The organism is Caballeronia sp. LZ029 (assembly GCF_031451275.1).
Taxonomy (GTDB): domain Bacteria; phylum Pseudomonadota; class Gammaproteobacteria; order Burkholderiales; family Burkholderiaceae; genus Caballeronia; species Caballeronia jiangsuensis.
The window spans coordinates 2,261,497-2,278,653 of sequence record NZ_JARUXO010000001.1 but is presented as its reverse complement, the minus strand read 5'-3'; the positions used below and the strand labels follow the sequence as shown (position 1 = coordinate 2,278,653).

Genomic DNA, 17,157 nt, shown 5'->3' with positions numbered 1-17,157 from the left:
CGGGGGTCTGTCATCCGGCTTACGGCTTCGCGCGGCAATCCATCCGCGCATCAGGGGCGCGCCGGCATCGGCGGGATCACTGGGCTACAATCGACGCATCCCCTATACCAAATTCCCCGCTGCAGACGCGTCGTGCGTGGGGATCGACCGCTTTCGCATATGGCTTACATGACTATCGAAGACACGATCGGCAACACGCCGCTCGTGCAACTCGTCCGCGTCGTGGACGATGAAATCCGCAGCCGCAACAACATCGTGCTCGGCAAGCTCGAAGGCAACAATCCGGCGGGCTCAGTGAAGGATCGCCCGGCGCTGTCGATGATCAGGAAAGCTGAAGAGCGCGGCCGCATCAAGCCGGGCGACACGCTGATCGAAGCGACGAGCGGCAACACCGGCATCGCGCTCGCGATGGCCGCCGCGATGCGCGGCTACAAGATGGTGCTGTTGATGCCCGAAGATCTTTCGGTCGAGCGCCGTCAGAGCATGGCCGCGTACGGCGCGGAAATCGTGCTCACGCCGGTGACGGGCGGCATGGAATACGCGCGCGATCTCGCCGATCAGATGCAGCGCGATGGCAAGGGCATCATCCTCGATCAGTTCGCCAATCCCGACAATCCGCTCGCGCACTACGAAGGCACTGGCCCCGAACTGTGGCGTCAGACCGAAGGCCGCCTCACGCATTTTGTCTCGTCGATGGGCACGACCGGCACGATCATGGGCGTGTCGAAGTATCTGAAGGAACAGAATCAGAAGATCGAGATCATCGGTGCGCAGCCGGAAGAGGGCTCGCGTATTCCGGGCATCCGCAAGTGGCCGGAAGCGTATCTGCCGAAGATCTTCGATCGCAGCCGTGTCGATCGCGTGGAGAACGTGAGCCAGTCGGCGTCCGAAACGATGGCGCGACGCCTCGCATCGGTGGAAGGCATCTTCGCGGGCATTTCGTCCGGCGGCGCGTGCGAGGTCGCGCTGCGCGTCGCGCGTCAGGTAGAGAACGCGACGATCGTGTTCATCATCTGCGATCGTGGCGATCGTTATCTGTCGACGGGCGTGTTTCCGGCTTGATGCCGCGAGTTTCGCCCGCGCAATGAAAAACCCCGGCAAGCCGGGGTTTCGTTTTTCAGCGCCGGGACGACATCACTGCGAAGCCGTGCCCGTATCGCCGGCCATCATGCGCGCCTTCACCGCTTCGCCCAGTTGATACACCGCGAGCGCATAGAAGAAGCTGCGGTTGTAGCGCGTGAGCACGTAGAAGTTCTTCAGCCCCAACGTATATTCGGTCGTGCGGCCGGGCGTGGGCAGATCGACCACGGTGAGCGGCGTCGGCGCTTCGGCCGCGATGTTCAGCCCCGGCTCGTTGAGCAGCATGCCGGCCTTCGTCAGTTGCGCGAGCGACCACTTCGGTTCCGGCGCGCCATCGGCGGCGGCCTGCGCGATGCCCTGACTGCCGACATCCCCGGCGATACGCCACACGACCGGCCGACCCGGCTCCCAGCCGTTCTGCTTCAGATAGTTCGCCACGCTGCCGATGGCATCCGCCGGGCTCGTGCGCAGATCGATGCGGCTGTTGCCGTCGTAGTCGACCGCGTATTGCACGATGCTGCTCGGCAGGAACTGCGGAATGCCGATCGCGCCGGTGTACGAACCGAGCACGGTTGTCGGATCGATCTGCGAATCGCGTGTCCACACGAGCAGGTCTTCCAGATTCTTGCGGAAGGTCGCCATGCGCTCGGTGCGGTTCGGCGTGTTCGGATAATCGAAGGTGAGCGTGGTCAGCGCGTCGAGCGCGCGGAAGTTGCCCATGTACTTGCCGTAGATCGTCTCCACGCCGATGATCCCGACGATCACTTCGGGCGGCACGCCGAATTGCTCCGCGGCGCGCTGCAACGTGGCCTGATTCGCGCGCCAGAACTTCACGCCGGCGTTGATGCGCACCGGTTCGATGAAACGCGCCTGATACGCGCGCCAGTTCTTGGCTTGCGGCGTGGGGGACGGCAGGACCAGCTTCGCCGCCGTCGCCGAATAACTCACGCGGGCGAACAGGTCGTGCAGCGCCGACGAATCGAAGTCGTAGCGCGCGACCATGTCGTTGATGAACGCTTCGACATTCGGATTGTTCGCGTAACGCTGCGGCACGATCTCTTCTTCGAACATCTGCCCTTGCGGCGTCGCGGCCTGCGGTTGCTGCGACTGCGCAAAGGCACTGTTGCCGGAAAGAAAGCCGAGCGCGCAGACGAGGGAAGCAACGAGTGCGCGCTTTGCCGGCTTGAACGGAGCCGTGAAGTCGAACGGAGCAAACTGGAAAGTCATAGTGTGCGTGGTTGAGGGCGGTAGGGGCGATGCCTGATGCACGAGCGGCCAGAACGCCTAACGGAACGCAACGGCCTGCAAGATGCCGCGCGCAACCGCTCGGCCGGCAAGGCGTCGGGGCAGTATAACCGACGCTTCGCGCCCATACTGTCCATGTGCCCGGGCGAGGGCGGACGTGCCGAACGGTGTGGTAACTTAACGTCAATTGCGCGACTCGTGGTCGCGTATGACGAAAAAATACGAGACGAGAGCCGACGAAAGCGGCATTGCGAGACATCATGGCCACCGGCTTTTACTCCCACCCCGACTGCCTTCGACACGACAACGGCCAGTGGCATCCCGAGTGTCCGGCGCGCTTGCAGGCGATCGAAGATCAGCTGATCGCGAGCCGGATCGATTCGCTCATCGAGCGCGAGGAAGCGCCGCTCGCCGAGGAAACCGAACTCGCGCGCGTGCACACGCAGGCGCACATCGACTACATCAAGAGCCGCACGCCGGAGTCGGGCAGAAGCGAGCTCGATCCCGATACGTCGATGTGCCCCGAGTCCTATCGCGCTGCATTGCGCGCGGCGGGCGCGGCGATCGCGGCGACCGATGCCGTCATCGAAGGTCGTTACGACAACGCATTCTGCAGCGTGCGCCCGCCGGGCCATCACGCGGAGCCCGCGCGCGCGATGGGCTTCTGCCTCTTCAACAACGTCGCGATCGCCGCGCGTCATGCGCTCGAAGTGCACGGCTTGCAGCGCGTCGCGATCGTCGATTTCGACGTGCATCACGGCAACGGCACCGAGGCCGCGTTCAGCGGCGATTCGCGCGTGCTGATGTGCAGCTTCTTCCAGCATCCGTTTTATCCGTTCAGCGGCGCCGACAATCACGCGTCGAACATGGTCAACGTGCCGCTGCCCGCGCGCACGAAGGGCATGCAGGTGCGCGAAGTCGTCGACATGTTATGGCTGCCGCGGCTCGAGGAATTCAAGCCGCAGATGATCTTCGTCTCCGCCGGCTTCGACGCGCATCGCGAAGACGACATGGCCAACATGGGTCTCGTCGAGGACGATTACGCTTGGATCACCGAGCAGGTCCGCGCGGTGGCGAAGCGTCACGCGCAAGGGCGCATCGTGAGTTGTCTGGAAGGCGGCTACAACCTGTCGGCGCTGGGTCGCAGCGTCGTCGCGCATCTGCGGGTGCTCGCGGAAATCTAGCGGGGCGAATGCGTGCGCGCGTAGTCGGCGCGCACCAGAATCCAGTCGATGAGCTCGCGGATCACGCGATCGCGGTCGAGATCGTTGAGCGTTTCGTGCGCGCTGCCTACGTGAATCGCGAGCGTGCTGTCGGCCGATCCCGCGTTCGCTTCGAATTCGCGGCTGCCGGCGGGATCGCAGATCGCGTCCTCGCTGCCGTGGAAGACGAGAAGCGGCAATGTGATCTCGCGGCGTTTCGCCGCCACGCGCTCCATCCCCGCGAGAATCTGGGCGGCCGTGCGCGCCGGCACCGCGCCGTGAAGCACGAGCGGATCGCGCTTATATGCTTCGACGACGCCCGGCGCGCGCGAAAGCAGCGCCGGGTCGATGCTGAAAGCGGCCACGCGCGGCGCTACCGTTCCGACGATACGGGAAAACTTCGCCTTCCAGCGTGGCGTGCCCGCGCCGATCTTCAGCGCAGGACTCGACAGAATCAACCCGGCCAGCTTTTTCTCCTGCGCGCGTTCGGCGGCATAGAGCGCCGCGATCGTGCCGCCCATGCTATGGCCCATCAGAAAGAGCGGCGTGGCGACGGGCGGCGTCGCGGCGCACGCTTCGAGCAGCACGTCGGCGTCACGCAGATAGTCCGTGAACACGCGTACCCACGCCCGATCGCCCGACGACTTCCCGTGGCCTCGCAGATCGATCGCGATCACTTCGATGCCCGCCGCGTTCAACGCGACCGCAAGCGCGTCGTAACGCCCCGCGTGCTCGCCGAGGCCGTGAACGAGCGCGATGCGCGCCTTCGGTTCGACTTCCGGCGCGGGCTGCCAGCGATGCAGGAACAGTTCCACGCCGCTTCGCGTCGTGACTGCGCTCGTCGAATAAATATGCCGGGACATGAGCCTGTAAATATCTCCACGTTATTAGTCGATCTGAAATCATTATTAAACAGAATGTAACGCGTCCGGTAAAATCGCGGGCGACGGTACTACTACGACTACAAACAGGCGGCGGCCGGCGGCGCGGGTGCGTTTCACCCGACGAGCCTTCCGCCGTTTGCATTTTTCATGATCGAAATACGCAATCTCTCGCAGCGCTTCGCGGGGCCCCGCGGCTGGGTCGAGGCGCTGCACAACGTCAATCTGACGATTCCCGCCGGCGAAGTGTTCGGCATCATCGGGCGCAGCGGCGCTGGCAAGAGCACGCTCGTGCGCACCATCAATCTTCTGACGCGGCCGAGCGAAGGCAACGTGATCGTCGACGGACGCGATCTCACGACGCTCGGCAAGGACGATCTGCGCGCGGCGCGCCGCGACATCGGCATGATCTTTCAGCATTTCAACCTGCTGAGCTCGCGCACGGTGTACGACAACGTCGCGCTGCCGCTCGAACTCGCCGGCAAGAAGCGCGCGGAAATCGAGGCGGCCGTCCTGCCGCTGCTCGATCTCGTCGGTCTCACGACGCACAAGGACAAGTATCCCGCGCAGATCAGCGGCGGGCAGAAGCAGCGCGTGGGCATCGCGCGGGCGCTCGCGAGCAGGCCGAAAGTGCTGCTTTCCGATGAAGCCACGTCCGCGCTCGATCCGGAAACCACGCGCGCGATTCTCGATCTGCTGCGCAAGATCAATCGCGAGCTCGGTCTCACGATCGTGCTGATCACGCATCAGATGGAAGTGATCAAGCAGGTGTGCGATCGCGTCGCGGTGCTCGACGCGGGCCGCGTGGTGGAGGAGGGCAAGGTCGTCGATGTCTTCATGCAGCCGCATCACGAAGTCACGCGCGCGCTGATCGGCGATGTGATCGCGCACGAGTTGCCGCCCGCGTTGAAGGCGCGCGTCATCGAGCGCCTGAAGACCGGCAGCGGCCATTTGCTGCGGCTCGCGTTCACCGGCTCGGGCGTCGATCAGCCGATTCTCTCGGAGACGATCCGCCGCTACGAGCTCGATTTCAACATCCTGCACGGCCAGATCGACGAGATTCAGGGTCAGGCGTTCGGCTCGCTCGCGGTGCTCGCGGGCGGCCAGCCGGTGAAGATCGCGGAAGCGATCGAGTATCTGCGTTCTCAGGGTGTCGTCGTGGAGGAGTTGTCCCATGTTGAGTGAAATGTTCGACATGTTCGTGCAGTCGTTCTGGGAAACGCTGATCATGGTCGGCATCTCGGGACTGGTCGGCGCGGCCGTGGGTTTGCCGCTCGGCGTGCTGCTCTATCTGACCGATCGCGATGGCGTGCTGCAGAACATCGGCGTGAATCGCGTGCTCGGCGGCATCGTCAATGCGGTGCGTTCGACGCCGTTCATCATCCTGCTCGTCGCGGTGATTCCGTTCACGCGGCTCGTCGTCGGCTCGTCGATCGGCACCGCGGCCGCGGTCGTGCCGCTGACCATCGCCGCCGCGCCGTTCATCGCGCGGCTTGTCGAAACCGCGCTGCGCGAAGTGGATCGCGGTCTCATCGAAGCCGCGCAGGCGATGGGCGCGACCACGAGCCAGATCGTCTTCAAGGTGCTGCTGCCGGAATCGCTGCCGGGCGTCGTGGCTGGGCTCACCATCACGTTCGTGTCGCTCGTCGGCTATTCGGCGATGGCGGGCGCGATCGGCGGCGGCGGTCTCGGCGATCTCGGCATCCGCTATGGCTATCAGCGCTTCTTGCCTGAAGTGATGATCACCGTCGTGGTCATCCTCATCGTGTTCGTGCAGCTCGTGCAATCCTTCGGCGACTGGCTCGTTCGTCGTCTCAGCCACAAATAACCACTCAAGAAAACCATGCAACGTCGATTCATTTTGAAGTTCGCCGCCGCGCTGCTGAGCGCAACGCTGTTCAACGGCGTCGCGCACGCCGAAGACGCGATCAAGCTGGGCGTGACCGGCGGCCCGCACGCGCAGATCATGGATGTCGTGAAGCAGGTCGCCGCGAAGAACGGCCTCAAGATCACGGTCGTCGAGTTCTCGGATTACGTGCAGCCGAACGCCGCGCTCGCCGCCGGCGATCTCGACGCGAACAGCTATCAGCATCTGCCGTATCTCGACGCGCAGGTGAAGGACCGCGGCTACAAGCTCATCCGGATCGCCGATACCGTGACGTTTCCCATGGGCATCTATTCGAAGAAGCTGAAGTCGCTGTCGGCGCTCGGCAATGGCGCGCGCATCGCGGTGCCGAACGATCCGACCAACGGCGGCCGTGCGTTGCTGCTGCTGCAGAAGCAAGGCCTGATCAAACTGCGCGCGGATGCGGGCCTGAAGGCGACGCCGCTCGATATCGTCGAGAATCCGAAGAGACTGAAGATCGTCGAACTCGACGCCGCGCAGATTCCGCGCTCGCTCGACGACGTCGACGCCGCCGCCATCAACACGAATTTCGCGATGGAAGCCGGCCTCAAGCCGAAGTCGGATGCGATCGCCATTGAGGATCCGCACGGCCCGTACGTCAACATCATTGCGATCCGCGCGGCCGACAAGGACAAGCCGTGGGTCGCCAAACTCATCGCGGCGTATCACTCGCCGGAGGTGAAGCAGTTCGTCGAAGGCAAGTATGCGGGGGCGGTGATTACGGCCTGGTAATCGATTTCACGGGTGATGTTCGGGTTTTCGTGGATAGAAATAGAACGACCGTTCGATAAAAATAAGCGCATACCTATTGCACGATGCCTCAACCCACCCGTTGCGGGAGGGGGTTATCCATCGCGTCGCTCGTATAATGACGCTGGGTTGACGTAATCGTAACTTTGGAGCGTGTGCATGAAAATTCTGGTGCCAGTCAAGCGCGTGGTCGACTACAACGTGAAGGTCCGGGTGAAGTCGGATAACACGGGCGTCGATATCGCCAACGTGAAGATGTCGATGAACCCGTTCGACGAAATCGCCGTCGAAGAGGCGGTGCGTCTGCGGGAAGCGGGTGTTGCGACGGAAGTGATCGCCGTGTCGTGCGGTGTGACGCAGTGTCAGGAAACGCTGCGTACCGCGCTGGCAATTGGCGCGGATCGCGCGATCCTCGTCGAATCCGCCGATGAACTGCAACCGCTGGCGGTGGCGAAGATCCTGAAGGCGCTGGTCGATCAGGAAAAGCCTGAACTCGTCATCCTCGGCAAGCAGGCCATCGACGACGATTCGAATCAAACCGGCCAGATGCTCGCTGCACTGGCAGGTCTGCCGCAAGCGACGTTCGCATCGAAGGTCGTGGTCGCGGACGGCAAGGCGACTGTTTCGCGTGAAGTCGATGGCGGCGCGGAGACGCTGTCGCTGAAGCTTCCCGCAGTGATCACCACGGATCTGCGCCTGAACGAGCCGCGCTACGTGACGCTGCCGAACATCATGAAGGCGAAGAAGAAGACGCTGACGACGGTGAAGCCCGCCGATCTGGGCGTCGATGTCGCGCCGCGTCTGAAGACGCTGAAGGTCGTCGAGCCGCCGAAGCGCAGCGCGGGCATCATGGTGCCCGACGTGAAGACGCTGGTCGAGAAGCTCAAGACCGAAGCCAAAGTGCTGTAAAGGAGACGCGAAAAAATGACGATTCTGGTAATTGCGGAACACGACAATGCGTCGATCAAGGCAGCGACGCTGAACACGGTTGCAGCGGCGGCGAAGGTCGGCGGCGATGTGCATGTGCTGATCGCAGGTTCGAACGCGCAGGGCGCGGCGGATGCGGCGGCGAAGATCGCAGGCGTGTCGAAAGTGCTGCTCGCCGATGCGCCTCAACTCGCCGACGGCCTCGCAGAAAACATCGACGGCACGGTGCTGAACATCGCGAAGGACTATTCGCATATCTTCGCGCCGGCGACGGCCTACGGTAAGAACATCGCGCCGCGTATCGCCGCGCATCTCGATGTCGCGCAGATCAGCGATATCACCGCCGTCGATAGCGCCGATACCTTCGAGCGTCCGATCTACGCGGGCAATGCGATCGCCACGGTGCAATCGAGCGATCCGATCAAGGTCGTCACCGTTCGCGCAACGGGTTTCGATCCGGTTGCGGCCGAAGGCGGTAACGCTGCGATCGAGAAGATCGAAGCCGCAGCCGACGCAGGCATCTCGCAGTTCGTCAGCCGTGAAGTGACGAAGCTCGATCGTCCGGAACTGACGAGCGCGCACATCATCGTGTCGGGCGGACGCGGCCTCGGCAGCGGCGAGAACTATACGAAGACGCTCGAACCGCTCGCCGACAAACTCAACGCCGCGCTGGGCGCATCGCGCGCGGCAGTCGATGCGGGCTATGTGCCGAACGATTATCAGGTCGGTCAAACCGGCAAGATCGTCGCGCCGCAACTGTACGTGGCGGTCGGCATCTCGGGCGCGATTCAGCACTTGGCCGGCATGAAGGATTCGAAGGTCATCGTCGCGATCAACAAGGATCCCGAAGCGCCGATCTTCAGCGTGGCCGATTACGGTCTCGTCGGCGATCTGTTCGCGGTCGTGCCGGAACTGGTGAAAGAACTCGGCTAAGCCGCGCCGTGTGAGTCGAACACTCGCCACAAAGAAAAACAAAGGGTGCGACGAACGTTGCGCCCTTTTTTTGTACCGAAATATCGTTAGAGAGAGGAGACAAGACGATGAGCTACAGCGCCCCGGTCAAGGACATGCTGTTCGTAATGAAGGAGCTGGCGGATATCGACAGCATCGCCGCGCTGCCTGGTCACGAAGATGCAGGCTTCGACACGGCGCAGGCCGTCGTCGAGGAAGCCGCGCGTTTTTGCGGCGAAGTCCTGGCGCCGCTGAATGTCGCCGGTGACCGCACGCCGAGCGCATGGGCGAACGGCGAAGTCACGACGACGCCCGGCTTCAAGGCCGCGTTCCGTCAGTTCGCGGAAGGCGGCTGGCAAGGCGTCATCCATCCGGTGGATTTCGGCGGGCAGGGCTTGCCGAAACTCATCGCGACGCCGTGCATCGAGGCGCTGAACTCGGCGAATCTCTCCTTCGCATTGTGTCCGCTGCTCACGGACGGCGCGATCGAGGCGCTCCTAACCGCAGGCAGCGATGAACAGAAGGCGCGCTATCTGCCGAAGTTCATCGAAGGTGAATGGACCGGCACGATGAATCTCACGGAGCCGCAGGCAGGCTCCGATCTGGCGCTCGTGCGCACGCGCGCCGAGCCGCAGGGCGACGGCACGTACAAGGTTTTCGGCACGAAGATTTTCATCACCTACGGCGAGCACGATATGGCGAAGAACATCGTGCATCTCGTGCTCGCGCGCACGCCCGACGCGCCCGAAGGCGTGAAAGGCATCTCGCTCTTTCTCGTGCCGAAGTTTCTCGTCAACGAAGACGGCTCGCTCGGCGCACGCAACGACGTGCACTGCGTATCGATCGAACACAAGCTCGGCATCAAGGCCAGCCCGACCGCGGTGCTGCAATACGGCGATCACGGCGGCGCGATCGGCTATCTGATCGGCGAGGAGAATCGCGGTCTCGAATACATGTTCATCATGATGAACGCGGCGCGTTTTGCCGTCGGCATGCAGGGCGTCGCGGTCGCCGAGCGCGCGTATCAGCAGGCGGTCGCGTATGCGAAAGAGCGCGTGCAGAGCCGTCCCGTCGATGGCAGCGCGAAGGAGCCCGTGACGATCATCCATCATCCCGACGTGCGCCGCATGCTCTCGACGATGCGCGCCTACACCGAAGGCGCCCGCGCGCTCGCGTATGTCGCGGCGGCGCATAGCGATTTCGCGCACGGTCATCCGGACGACGACGCCCGGAAGAGCCATCAGGCGATCTACGAGTATCTCGTGCCGATCGTGAAGGGCTTCAGCACGGAAATGTCCGTCGATGTCGCGAGCCTCGGCGTGCAGGTGCATGGCGGCATGGGCTTCATCGAGGAGACGGGCGCGGCGCAGCATTATCGCGATGCGCGCATCCTGCCGATCTACGAAGGCACGACGGCGATTCAGGCGAACGATCTCATCGGCCGCAAGACCGTGCGCGATGGCGGCGCCACGGCGCAGGCGCTGCTCGCGCAGATCGATCAGACCATCGCGGCGCTCGCTGAAGCGGACGGTCAGGCGTTCAAGTCGATGCATCGGCACTTGAGCGCGGGAAGTCTTTCGCTTGCGCGCGCGGTCGAGTTCATCGTCGCGAAATTCAAGAGCGATCCGAATGCGGTGTTCGCGGGCAGCGTGCCGTATCTGCGGCTCGCGGGCATCGTATTGGCGGGATGGCAGATGGCGCGCGCGATGCTCGTCGCCCAGGCGAAGCGCGCGGACGACGAGCGTTTCTATTCCGCGAAGATCGCGACGGCGGCGTTCTTCGCCGAGCACATTCTGTCGCTCGCGCCGGGGATCGAGGCGTCGATTGTCAGCGCGAACGGCAAGGAAGGCGTGCTCGCGCTGAGCGAAGACCAGTTCTAAAGGACTAAAAAGAAAAGGCGCCGCAAGGCGCCTTTGTCTTTCATGCGTTAGCGGCGATCACGCGTTCGCGTATCCCGGACGCGTCTTCACGCCGACATCGCCGAAATAGCGGTGAACCGACAGATCGTCGGCACGGATCGCGGGCTGCTTGCCCGACATCAGGTCCGCCAGCAACTGACCCGAGCCGCACGACATCGTCCAGCCGAGCGTGCCGTGGCCGGTGTTCAGGAACAGATTCGGCACCGGCGTGCGGCCGACGATGGGCGTGCCGTCCGGCGTCATCGGGCGCAGGCCGGTCCAGAACGTGGCGCTCGCGGTGTCGCCGCCGCCCGGGAACAGGTCGTTCACGCACATTTCGAGCGTTTCGCGACGCGCCTGCTTCAGCTTCTTGTCATAGCCGACGATTTCCGCCATGCCGCCCACGCGGATACGGTCGTCGAAACGCGTAATCGCGATCTTGTACGTTTCATCGAGCACGGTCGACACCGGCGCGCGCTTCGCATCGACGATCGGCGCGGTGATCGAGTAGCCCTTCAGCGGATAAACCGGAATCTTCACGAGATCGCCGAGCAGCTTCGGCGAATACGAGCCGAGTGCGACGACATATGAATCCGCCGTCACCAGTTCCTTGCCGCACTGCACGCCGGCGATGCGGCCGTTGCTGACGGCGAGCGCGTCGATCGACGTGTTGTAGCGGAACTTGACGCCGAGCGCTTCGGCCATGGCGGCGAGTTGCGTCGTGAACATCTGGCAGTCGCCGGTTTCGTCGTTCGGCAGGCGCAGGCCGCCCGTCAATTTGTGCGACACGGCGGCGAGAGCCGGCTCGGCCTTCTTCAGTTCATCGGCCGTGAGCAGTTCGAACGGCACGTTCGCATCCTTCAGCACTGCGATGTCCTTGCCCGCGCCGTCGAATTGCTGTTGCGTGCGGAACAGTTGCAACGTGCCGCCCGTACGGCCTTCGTACGAGATGCCGGTGTCGGCGCGCAACGCCTGCAGGCAGTCGCGGCTGTATTCGGCGAGGCGGACCATGCGGCCCTTGTTGACCGTATAGCGATCCTGCGTGCAGTTGCGCAGCATTTGCCACATCCACTGCAACTGGTTCATCGTGCCGTCGAGGCGGATGGCGAGCGGCGCGTGCTGTTCGAACATCCACTTCACGGCCTTGAGCGGCACGCCGGGTGCGGCCCACGGCGATGCGTAGCCCGGGGAGATCTGTCCGGCGTTCGCGAAACTCGTTTCGAGGGCGGGGCCAGCTTCGCGGTCGATGACCGTGACTTCGTGACCGGCGCGAGCGAGGTAATACGCGCTCGTGACACCGACGACGCCGCTTCCGAGAATAACGATTCGCATGTGATCTCCATCCAGATTCGATGAAACTTCCGAGTGCGCGGGCCTTTGGGCGATCGACGCGACAAACTGAAGCTCGTATAGTGTTATCGACTATGGTATGGACTTCGACCCAGTTTTAGTTATTGTATTTGATCGATTTTCAGGAAAAACGAATGCGAACTCAGCGAAATCCAGTACGCGCGCTCGACAAGCTGGATCACAAGATCCTGAACATCCTTCAGGAGGACGGCCGAATCGCGATGAAAGACCTGGCCGAGCGCGTCGGGCTGTCGGTGACGCCTTGTATTGAACGCGTGAAACGCATGGAGCGCGATGGCGTCATCATGGGCTACTACGCGCGCGTGAATCCGAACGAGCTGGGCGCTGCGCTGCTCGTATTCGTCGAGATCACGCTCGATCACAAGAGCGGCAACATGTTCGAGCAATTCCGGCGCGAAGTTCAGAAGATTCCCGAGGTGCTCGAATGTCACCTCGTTTCGGGCGATTTCGACTATCTGATCAAGGCGCGGATCGGCGAGATGGCGGACTATCGGAAGCTGCTCGGCGACATCCTTTTGCAATTGCCGGGCGCGGTGCAGTCGAAGAGCTACGTCGTGATGGAGGAGATCAAGGAGACGCTAAAGATTCTCGTCGAGACGTGATTTTCCGCTTGCGATGGCGAAGCAATACTGTATATTTATACAGTATTAATCGATGGATTTCGTCGCAATGTCATCGCCCGATCGTGAGTATCCCGTTGCGCCACCCGCTCCGCTGAAGGGGCGCGGGGCGGTCACGAATGTCCAGGGGCGTTACGAAAAGGATGAGCGCGAACGCGTCGACGACGGCTGGGCGCACATCGCCGATCCCGAGGACGAAGGCGCGCCACCGCTACGCACCCAGATTTTCGAGGAGCGGGCGAAGAGCATTCTGACGCGCAACAGCTCGCCGGACATTCCGTTTTCCGTTTCGCTGAATCCCTATCGCGGCTGTGAGCACGGCTGCATCTATTGTTTTGCTCGCCCTACGCACAGCTATCTCGGACTATCGCCGGGGCTGGATTTCGAAAGCCGGATCTACGCGAAGATCAACGCGCCCGAATTGCTCGAACGCGAACTGGCGAAACCGAACTACGAAGCCGAGCCGATCGCGCTCGGTGTCAACACGGACGCGTATCAACCGGTCGAGCGCGATCTGCAAATCACGCGGCGTGTCATTCAGGTGCTGCACGATTGCGGTCACCCGTTCGCGGCGATCACGAAGAATTCGCTGATCGAACGCGACATCGACCTGCTTGCGCCGATGGCCGCGCGCGGACAGGTGATGGCGGCGATCACGGTCACAACCCTCGACGCCGATATCGCACGAACGCTCGAGCCGCGTGCGGCGACGCCGTCGCGGCGGCTTCGCACGATCCGGACGCTTGCCGAGGCCGGCATTCCGGTAGGCGTGAGCATCGCACCGGTTATTCCGTTCGTGACGGAGCCGGACATGGAGCGTGTCCTCGAAGCGTGCGCCGAAGCGGGGGCGACGAGCGCGAGCTATATCGTGCTGCGTCTGCCGTGGGAGGTTGCGCCGCTCTTCAAGGGCTGGCTTGCCGCGCATTTTCCCGATCGCGCGGATCGCGTGATGAGCCGCGTGCGCGACATGCGCGGCGGCAAGGACTACGACTCGGATTTTTCGACGCGCATGAAAGGCGAGGGTCTGTGGGCCGATATGCTCAAGCAGCGCTTTCAAAAGGCGACGAAGCGCCTCGGGCTGAATGCGCGGCAACGCGGCATTCTCGACATGTCCGAGTTCCAGCGGCCCGCGAAACGCCCGGGGCCGCCGTCCAGCCCGCAACTCGACCTGTTCTGACGTTTTATTGCGACAGCGTTTTCGCCGCCTCGACCTGACTTTCGAAGTACGTCTGGAACGTGAGCGCGAGACCGGTCATCAGCAGGAACGCGCCAAACAGGAGCGAAAAAATCACGACGAAAATGACCGTCCAGCCGGAGCGGCTGCTGCGGCCAGTGTGCGCATTGAACTGCGCGTCCCATTTGGCGTCGGGGCGCAGGCCGTAGACGATGGCAGAGAGAAAGGCGGCGAGGAGCGAAATCGCGCCTGGAAACGCCAGCACCCAGCCGAGAAGCGAAGTGCGCTCCGTTTCCGCAAGCAACAGATAGCCGAACTCACACATAACGATGCCGACGATATGCGCCCAGCCGTACTTGTCGCGCATTCCATACAGATAGAAGCGGTGCAAGCCGATGTAGCCGAACAGGAACGCGAGCGCGGCAGTCAGCGTTTTCGAGCGGAAATAGGGTGGAACCTGCTTGCCGGCCGGCTTTGAGCCGGCTTGCGTGGCGACGGACGAGGAAGTCATCAGCGAAAGCGGTGGTGGAAAGAGGCGGACGTCGCTTGAATGCGGACGCGGTCAGCCATTTTACGCCGACGTGTGTTCGCGCCACCAATGGCGTGTCGCCGCGTCGCCGTGATTCCCGGTATCCGGAAATGTGCTGGAATCGTTCCGAATCCGGCTCGGATTCAAAAAATGCGTTAAGTGTTTGTTCGAGCTTCAGATTCCGGCTATAATCGCCTGTTCTCGTTGTTCCGAACCCCGGTTTTCAAGGATTTCAGCATGGTCATCATCCGCTTGGCTCGTGGCGGCTCGAAGAAGCGCCCGTTCTACAACATCGTTGCAACCGACTCGCGTAGCCGCCGTGATGGCCGCTTCATCGAGCGCGTGGGTTTCTACAACCCGGTCGCGACCAAAGGCGAATCGCTGCGCATCGCTCAGGATCGCCTGACGTACTGGCAAGGCGTTGGCGCGCAACTGTCGCCGACCGTCGAGCGTCTCGTCAAGCAAGCTCAGCAAGCCCAGCCGGCTGCTTAAGCTCGCTTCGTCGACGCTGTAACAGCCGCTCGAAACCTGCCCAAAGATTCGCCGATGTCTACGCGCAATTCTGAATCCGGCCGCGTGCCGGAAGATATCGGCCGATCAAAGCCGGGGCACGATGAGAGTTCCGCCACGTTTGGCGCGTTCGTCCGCAAGCCGGGCGCGCGCCACGTGGCGGTCGACATTTCGAGCTCGAAGACGCCGCAAGGCGGAATCGAATCGGTCGAGGCTTTGCCTGACGATGCCGTCGAACTCGGTTTCATCGCCGATGCATATGGTCTCAAAGGCTGGGTCAAGATCGTGCCGCACGCGAACGGCAAGCAGGGCGGCGACGCGCTGCTGAACGTCAAACGCTGGTGGCTCGTCAAAGGCCGCGATTACAAGTCCGCGCGCTGTCTGCAGTCGAAAGTGCATGCCGATACGATCGTCGCGCGCTTCGCCGGCTGTGATGACCGCGATACGGCACTCGCGCTGAAAGGCCACACGGTGAATATCGCGCGCAGCGATTTCCCGAAGCTGGACAGCGAAGACGAGTTTTACTGGGTCGATCTGATCGGCCTGGATGTCGAAAGTGAAGCGGGCGTGGCCTTGGGCCGCGTTGCGGATCTGATCGACAACGGCGCGCATTCCATCCTGCGGATCGAGTATCCGAGTACCGACAAGGATGGCAAGCCCGTCACCGGCGAGCGGCTGATTCCGTTCGTCGGCGTGTATGTGAAGACGGTGGACCGGGCGGCGAAGCGTATCGTCGTCGACTGGGACGCCGACTATTGAACATCGTCACGTTACGGAGAGAGCGATGCAGTTCGATGTCGTGACGCTCTTTCCCGAGATGTTTCGCGCGCTGACCGACTGGGGCATCACCAGCCGGGCGGTAAAGCAGGAGCGGTTCGGTTTGCGAACGTGGAATCCGCGCGATTTCACTACGGACAACTACCGCACCATCGACGATCGCCCTTACGGCGGCGGCCCCGGCATGGTGATGCTGGCGCGCCCGCTGGAAGACGCGATCCACGCGGCTAAGGCTGCGCAGCGCGAGCAGGGAATTACATCGACGCGCGTCGTGATGATGTCGCCGCAAGGTGCGAAACTGGACCACGACCGCGTGATGCGGTTTGCGCAGGAACCGGGTCTCGTGCTGCTGTGCGGCCGTTACGAAGCGATCGACCAGCGCCTGATCGACCGTGAAGTGGACGAAGAGGTAAGCCTCGGCGACTTCGTGCTGTCGGGCGGAGAACTTCCCGCGATGGCGCTGATGGACGCCGTGGTGCGCCAGTTGCCCGGCGTGCTGAACGACGCGCAATCGGCGGTGCAGGACAGTTTCGTCGATGTCTTGCTCGACTGCCCGCACTACACGCGTCCGGAAGAGTACGAAGGCGTGCGTGTTCCCGATGTGCTGCTCGGCGGCCATCACAAGGAAATCGACGCCTGGCGCAGGCGCGAAGCATTACGCAACACATTCAACAAGCGGCCCGATCTGATCAGACGGGCGCGTGACAGCAAGATGTTGAGCCGCACCGACGAGGCGTGGCTCGCAGAACTCGCGAAGGAAGCGTCGAAGTCTGCATAGATTTCGGGCGGACGAGCGAGAAAATGGGGGCGCTGGCTGAAAATCGGCGCCTGAAGCAAACCCATCCTCTACCGAGGCCTGACGCAAATACAAGGCACGCAACTTCGGCAAGATGGCACAAGGAGTCAGTAATGAATCTGATTGAGCAACTCGAGAAGGAAGAGATCGCACGCGTTCTGGGCGAGAAGAGCATCCCCGACTTCGCGCCGGGCGATACCGTCATCGTCAACGTGAACGTGGTCGAAGGCACGCGTAAGCGTGTCCAGGCTTACGAAGGCGTCGTCATCGCGAAGCGTAACCGTGGCCTGAACTCGAACTTCATCGTCCGCAAGATTTCGTCGGGCGAAGGCGTCGAGCGTACGTTCCAGACCTACTCGCCGCTGCTCGCGAGCATCGTCGTGAAGCGTCGTGGCGATGTTCGCCGCGCGAAGCTCTACTACCTGCGCGAGCGTTCGGGCAAGTCGGCTCGAATCAAGGAAAAGCTGGTCTTCAAAGACAAGGCTGCTGCTTCCGCAGAGTAAGTGGCTGTCCAGGCGTAGTACGGAAAAAGCACCCCAT

General features: G+C 62.7%; 18 protein-coding genes. 14 read left to right on the top strand and 4 right to left on the bottom strand.

The genetic code is table 11. The annotated features are described in order from the left end of the window. The first annotated feature begins 159 nt into the window (after positions 1–159). Positions 160–1,062 (top strand): cysteine synthase CysM, encoded by a 903-nt coding sequence (cysM, locus tag QCE73_RS10820; RefSeq protein WP_035503216.1) that lies wholly within the window; start codon positions 160–162, stop codon positions 1,060–1,062. Positions 1,063–1,134: 72 nt separating this feature from the next. Here cysM and mltB read toward each other — a convergent pair whose 3' ends face one another. Continuing rightward, the gene (gene mltB / locus QCE73_RS10815) at positions 1,135–2,307 is read right to left on the bottom strand and encodes a lytic murein transglycosylase B (RefSeq protein ID WP_309881157.1); all 1,173 of its coding nucleotides are present in this window, start codon (positions 2,305–2,307) and stop codon (positions 1,135–1,137) included. A 278-nt stretch (positions 2,308–2,585) separates the two neighbouring features. On the opposite strand from mltB, the gene QCE73_RS10810 reads away from it, so the two are divergent. Next, on the top strand, positions 2,586–3,509 hold the full coding sequence (locus tag QCE73_RS10810; protein WP_309881156.1) for a histone deacetylase family protein: 924 nt from the start codon (positions 2,586–2,588) through the stop codon (positions 3,507–3,509). On the opposite strand, the gene QCE73_RS10805 is transcribed toward QCE73_RS10810, so the two are convergent. Continuing rightward, entirely contained in the window at positions 3,506–4,390 is an 885-nt protein-coding gene (locus tag QCE73_RS10805) for an alpha/beta hydrolase (RefSeq protein ID WP_309881155.1), read from the bottom strand. The two genes, QCE73_RS10810 and QCE73_RS10805, sit on opposite strands and share 4 nt — an antisense overlap. 168 nt (positions 4,391–4,558) lie before the next feature. Between QCE73_RS10805 and QCE73_RS10800 the strand changes: the two genes are divergently transcribed. The 6 genes from QCE73_RS10800 (at position 4,559) to QCE73_RS10775 (ending at position 10,822) form a co-directional block, all read left to right on the top strand. Beyond that, positions 4,559–5,593, top strand: a complete 1,035-nt coding sequence (locus QCE73_RS10800) for a methionine ABC transporter ATP-binding protein (protein ID WP_309881153.1) — start codon at positions 4,559–4,561, stop codon at positions 5,591–5,593. After that, positions 5,583–6,236: a methionine ABC transporter permease gene (locus QCE73_RS10795; protein WP_008342358.1), complete on the top strand. Its 654-nt coding sequence runs from the start codon at positions 5,583–5,585 to the stop codon at positions 6,234–6,236. The genes QCE73_RS10800 and QCE73_RS10795 overlap by 11 nt, the downstream gene beginning before the upstream one ends. 15 nt (positions 6,237–6,251) lie before the next feature. Then, complete coding sequence (locus QCE73_RS10790; RefSeq protein ID WP_309881152.1) at positions 6,252–7,046, top strand: MetQ/NlpA family ABC transporter substrate-binding protein; 795 nt, start codon at positions 6,252–6,254, stop codon at positions 7,044–7,046. A 177-nt stretch (positions 7,047–7,223) separates the two neighbouring features. Beyond that, a complete protein-coding gene (locus tag QCE73_RS10785; protein WP_035503223.1) occupies positions 7,224–7,973 on the top strand; it encodes an electron transfer flavoprotein subunit beta/FixA family protein in 750 nt (249 codons plus the stop codon). 15 nt (positions 7,974–7,988) lie between these two features. Then, positions 7,989–8,924, top strand: coding sequence for an electron transfer flavoprotein subunit alpha/FixB family protein (locus tag QCE73_RS10780; RefSeq protein ID WP_035503224.1), 936 nt, complete (start codon positions 7,989–7,991; stop codon positions 8,922–8,924). A gap of 107 nt (positions 8,925–9,031) precedes the next feature. Next, entirely contained in the window at positions 9,032–10,822 is a 1,791-nt protein-coding gene (locus QCE73_RS10775; RefSeq protein ID WP_309881150.1) for an acyl-CoA dehydrogenase, read from the top strand. 57 nt (positions 10,823–10,879) lie between these two features. Here QCE73_RS10775 and QCE73_RS10770 read toward each other — a convergent pair whose 3' ends face one another. Next, positions 10,880–12,172 (bottom strand): D-amino acid dehydrogenase, encoded by a 1,293-nt coding sequence (locus QCE73_RS10770; RefSeq protein WP_309881148.1) that lies wholly within the window; start codon positions 12,170–12,172, stop codon positions 10,880–10,882. Between the two features lie 152 nt (positions 12,173–12,324). Between QCE73_RS10770 and QCE73_RS10765 the strand changes: the two genes are divergently transcribed. Then, the gene (locus QCE73_RS10765) at positions 12,325–12,813 is read left to right on the top strand and encodes an Lrp/AsnC ligand binding domain-containing protein (RefSeq protein WP_035503319.1); all 489 of its coding nucleotides are present in this window, start codon (positions 12,325–12,327) and stop codon (positions 12,811–12,813) included. A 67-nt stretch (positions 12,814–12,880) separates the two neighbouring features. Further along, positions 12,881–14,008: a PA0069 family radical SAM protein gene (locus QCE73_RS10760; protein ID WP_309881145.1), complete on the top strand. Its 1,128-nt coding sequence runs from the start codon at positions 12,881–12,883 to the stop codon at positions 14,006–14,008. 4 nt (positions 14,009–14,012) lie between these two features. Here the strand turns inward: QCE73_RS10760 and QCE73_RS10755 are convergent, their stop codons facing one another. Then, entirely contained in the window at positions 14,013–14,516 is a 504-nt protein-coding gene (locus QCE73_RS10755) for a hypothetical protein (RefSeq protein ID WP_309881144.1), read from the bottom strand. Between the two features lie 255 nt (positions 14,517–14,771). Here QCE73_RS10755 and rpsP point away from each other — a divergent pair, with 255 nt between their 5' ends. The 4 genes from rpsP (at position 14,772) to rplS (ending at position 17,120) form a co-directional block, all read left to right on the top strand. Further along, entirely contained in the window at positions 14,772–15,026 is a 255-nt protein-coding gene (gene rpsP, locus QCE73_RS10750; protein WP_008342343.1) for a 30S ribosomal protein S16, read from the top strand. 54 nt (positions 15,027–15,080) lie between these two features. After that, complete coding sequence (gene rimM / locus QCE73_RS10745; protein ID WP_309881143.1) at positions 15,081–15,803, top strand: ribosome maturation factor RimM; 723 nt, start codon at positions 15,081–15,083, stop codon at positions 15,801–15,803. Positions 15,804–15,828: 25 nt separating this feature from the next. Further along, a complete protein-coding gene (gene trmD / locus QCE73_RS10740; RefSeq protein WP_238212531.1) occupies positions 15,829–16,599 on the top strand; it encodes a tRNA (guanosine(37)-N1)-methyltransferase TrmD in 771 nt (256 codons plus the stop codon). A 131-nt stretch (positions 16,600–16,730) separates the two neighbouring features. After that, entirely contained in the window at positions 16,731–17,120 is a 390-nt protein-coding gene (gene rplS, locus QCE73_RS10735; protein WP_035503232.1) for a 50S ribosomal protein L19, read from the top strand. Positions 17,121–17,157: the final 37 nt, after the last annotated feature.

What these genes read in the sequence shown, in the direction of transcription:
- cysM (WP_035503216.1), top strand. Translation starts at nt 160, where the DNA reads ATGGCTTACATGACTATCGAAGACACGATCGGCAACACGCCGCTCGTG.
- mltB (WP_309881157.1), bottom strand. Translation starts at nt 2,307, where the DNA reads ATGACTTTCCAGTTTGCTCCGTTCGACTTCACGGCTCCGTTCAAGCCG.
- QCE73_RS10810 (WP_309881156.1), top strand. Translation starts at nt 2,586, where the DNA reads ATGGCCACCGGCTTTTACTCCCACCCCGACTGCCTTCGACACGACAAC.
- QCE73_RS10805 (WP_309881155.1), bottom strand. Translation starts at nt 4,390, where the DNA reads ATGTCCCGGCATATTTATTCGACGAGCGCAGTCACGACGCGAAGCGGC.
- QCE73_RS10800 (WP_309881153.1), top strand. Translation starts at nt 4,559, where the DNA reads ATGATCGAAATACGCAATCTCTCGCAGCGCTTCGCGGGGCCCCGCGGC.
- QCE73_RS10795 (WP_008342358.1), top strand. Translation starts at nt 5,583, where the DNA reads ATGTTGAGTGAAATGTTCGACATGTTCGTGCAGTCGTTCTGGGAAACG.
- QCE73_RS10790 (WP_309881152.1), top strand. Translation starts at nt 6,252, where the DNA reads ATGCAACGTCGATTCATTTTGAAGTTCGCCGCCGCGCTGCTGAGCGCA.
- QCE73_RS10785 (WP_035503223.1), top strand. Translation starts at nt 7,224, where the DNA reads ATGAAAATTCTGGTGCCAGTCAAGCGCGTGGTCGACTACAACGTGAAG.
- QCE73_RS10780 (WP_035503224.1), top strand. Translation starts at nt 7,989, where the DNA reads ATGACGATTCTGGTAATTGCGGAACACGACAATGCGTCGATCAAGGCA.
- QCE73_RS10775 (WP_309881150.1), top strand. Translation starts at nt 9,032, where the DNA reads ATGAGCTACAGCGCCCCGGTCAAGGACATGCTGTTCGTAATGAAGGAG.
- QCE73_RS10770 (WP_309881148.1), bottom strand. Translation starts at nt 12,172, where the DNA reads ATGCGAATCGTTATTCTCGGAAGCGGCGTCGTCGGTGTCACGAGCGCG.
- QCE73_RS10765 (WP_035503319.1), top strand. Translation starts at nt 12,325, where the DNA reads ATGCGAACTCAGCGAAATCCAGTACGCGCGCTCGACAAGCTGGATCAC.
- QCE73_RS10760 (WP_309881145.1), top strand. Translation starts at nt 12,881, where the DNA reads ATGTCATCGCCCGATCGTGAGTATCCCGTTGCGCCACCCGCTCCGCTG.
- QCE73_RS10755 (WP_309881144.1), bottom strand. Translation starts at nt 14,516, where the DNA reads ATGACTTCCTCGTCCGTCGCCACGCAAGCCGGCTCAAAGCCGGCCGGC.
- rpsP (WP_008342343.1), top strand. Translation starts at nt 14,772, where the DNA reads ATGGTCATCATCCGCTTGGCTCGTGGCGGCTCGAAGAAGCGCCCGTTC.
- rimM (WP_309881143.1), top strand. Translation starts at nt 15,081, where the DNA reads ATGTCTACGCGCAATTCTGAATCCGGCCGCGTGCCGGAAGATATCGGC.
- trmD (WP_238212531.1), top strand. Translation starts at nt 15,829, where the DNA reads ATGCAGTTCGATGTCGTGACGCTCTTTCCCGAGATGTTTCGCGCGCTG.
- rplS (WP_035503232.1), top strand. Translation starts at nt 16,731, where the DNA reads ATGAATCTGATTGAGCAACTCGAGAAGGAAGAGATCGCACGCGTTCTG.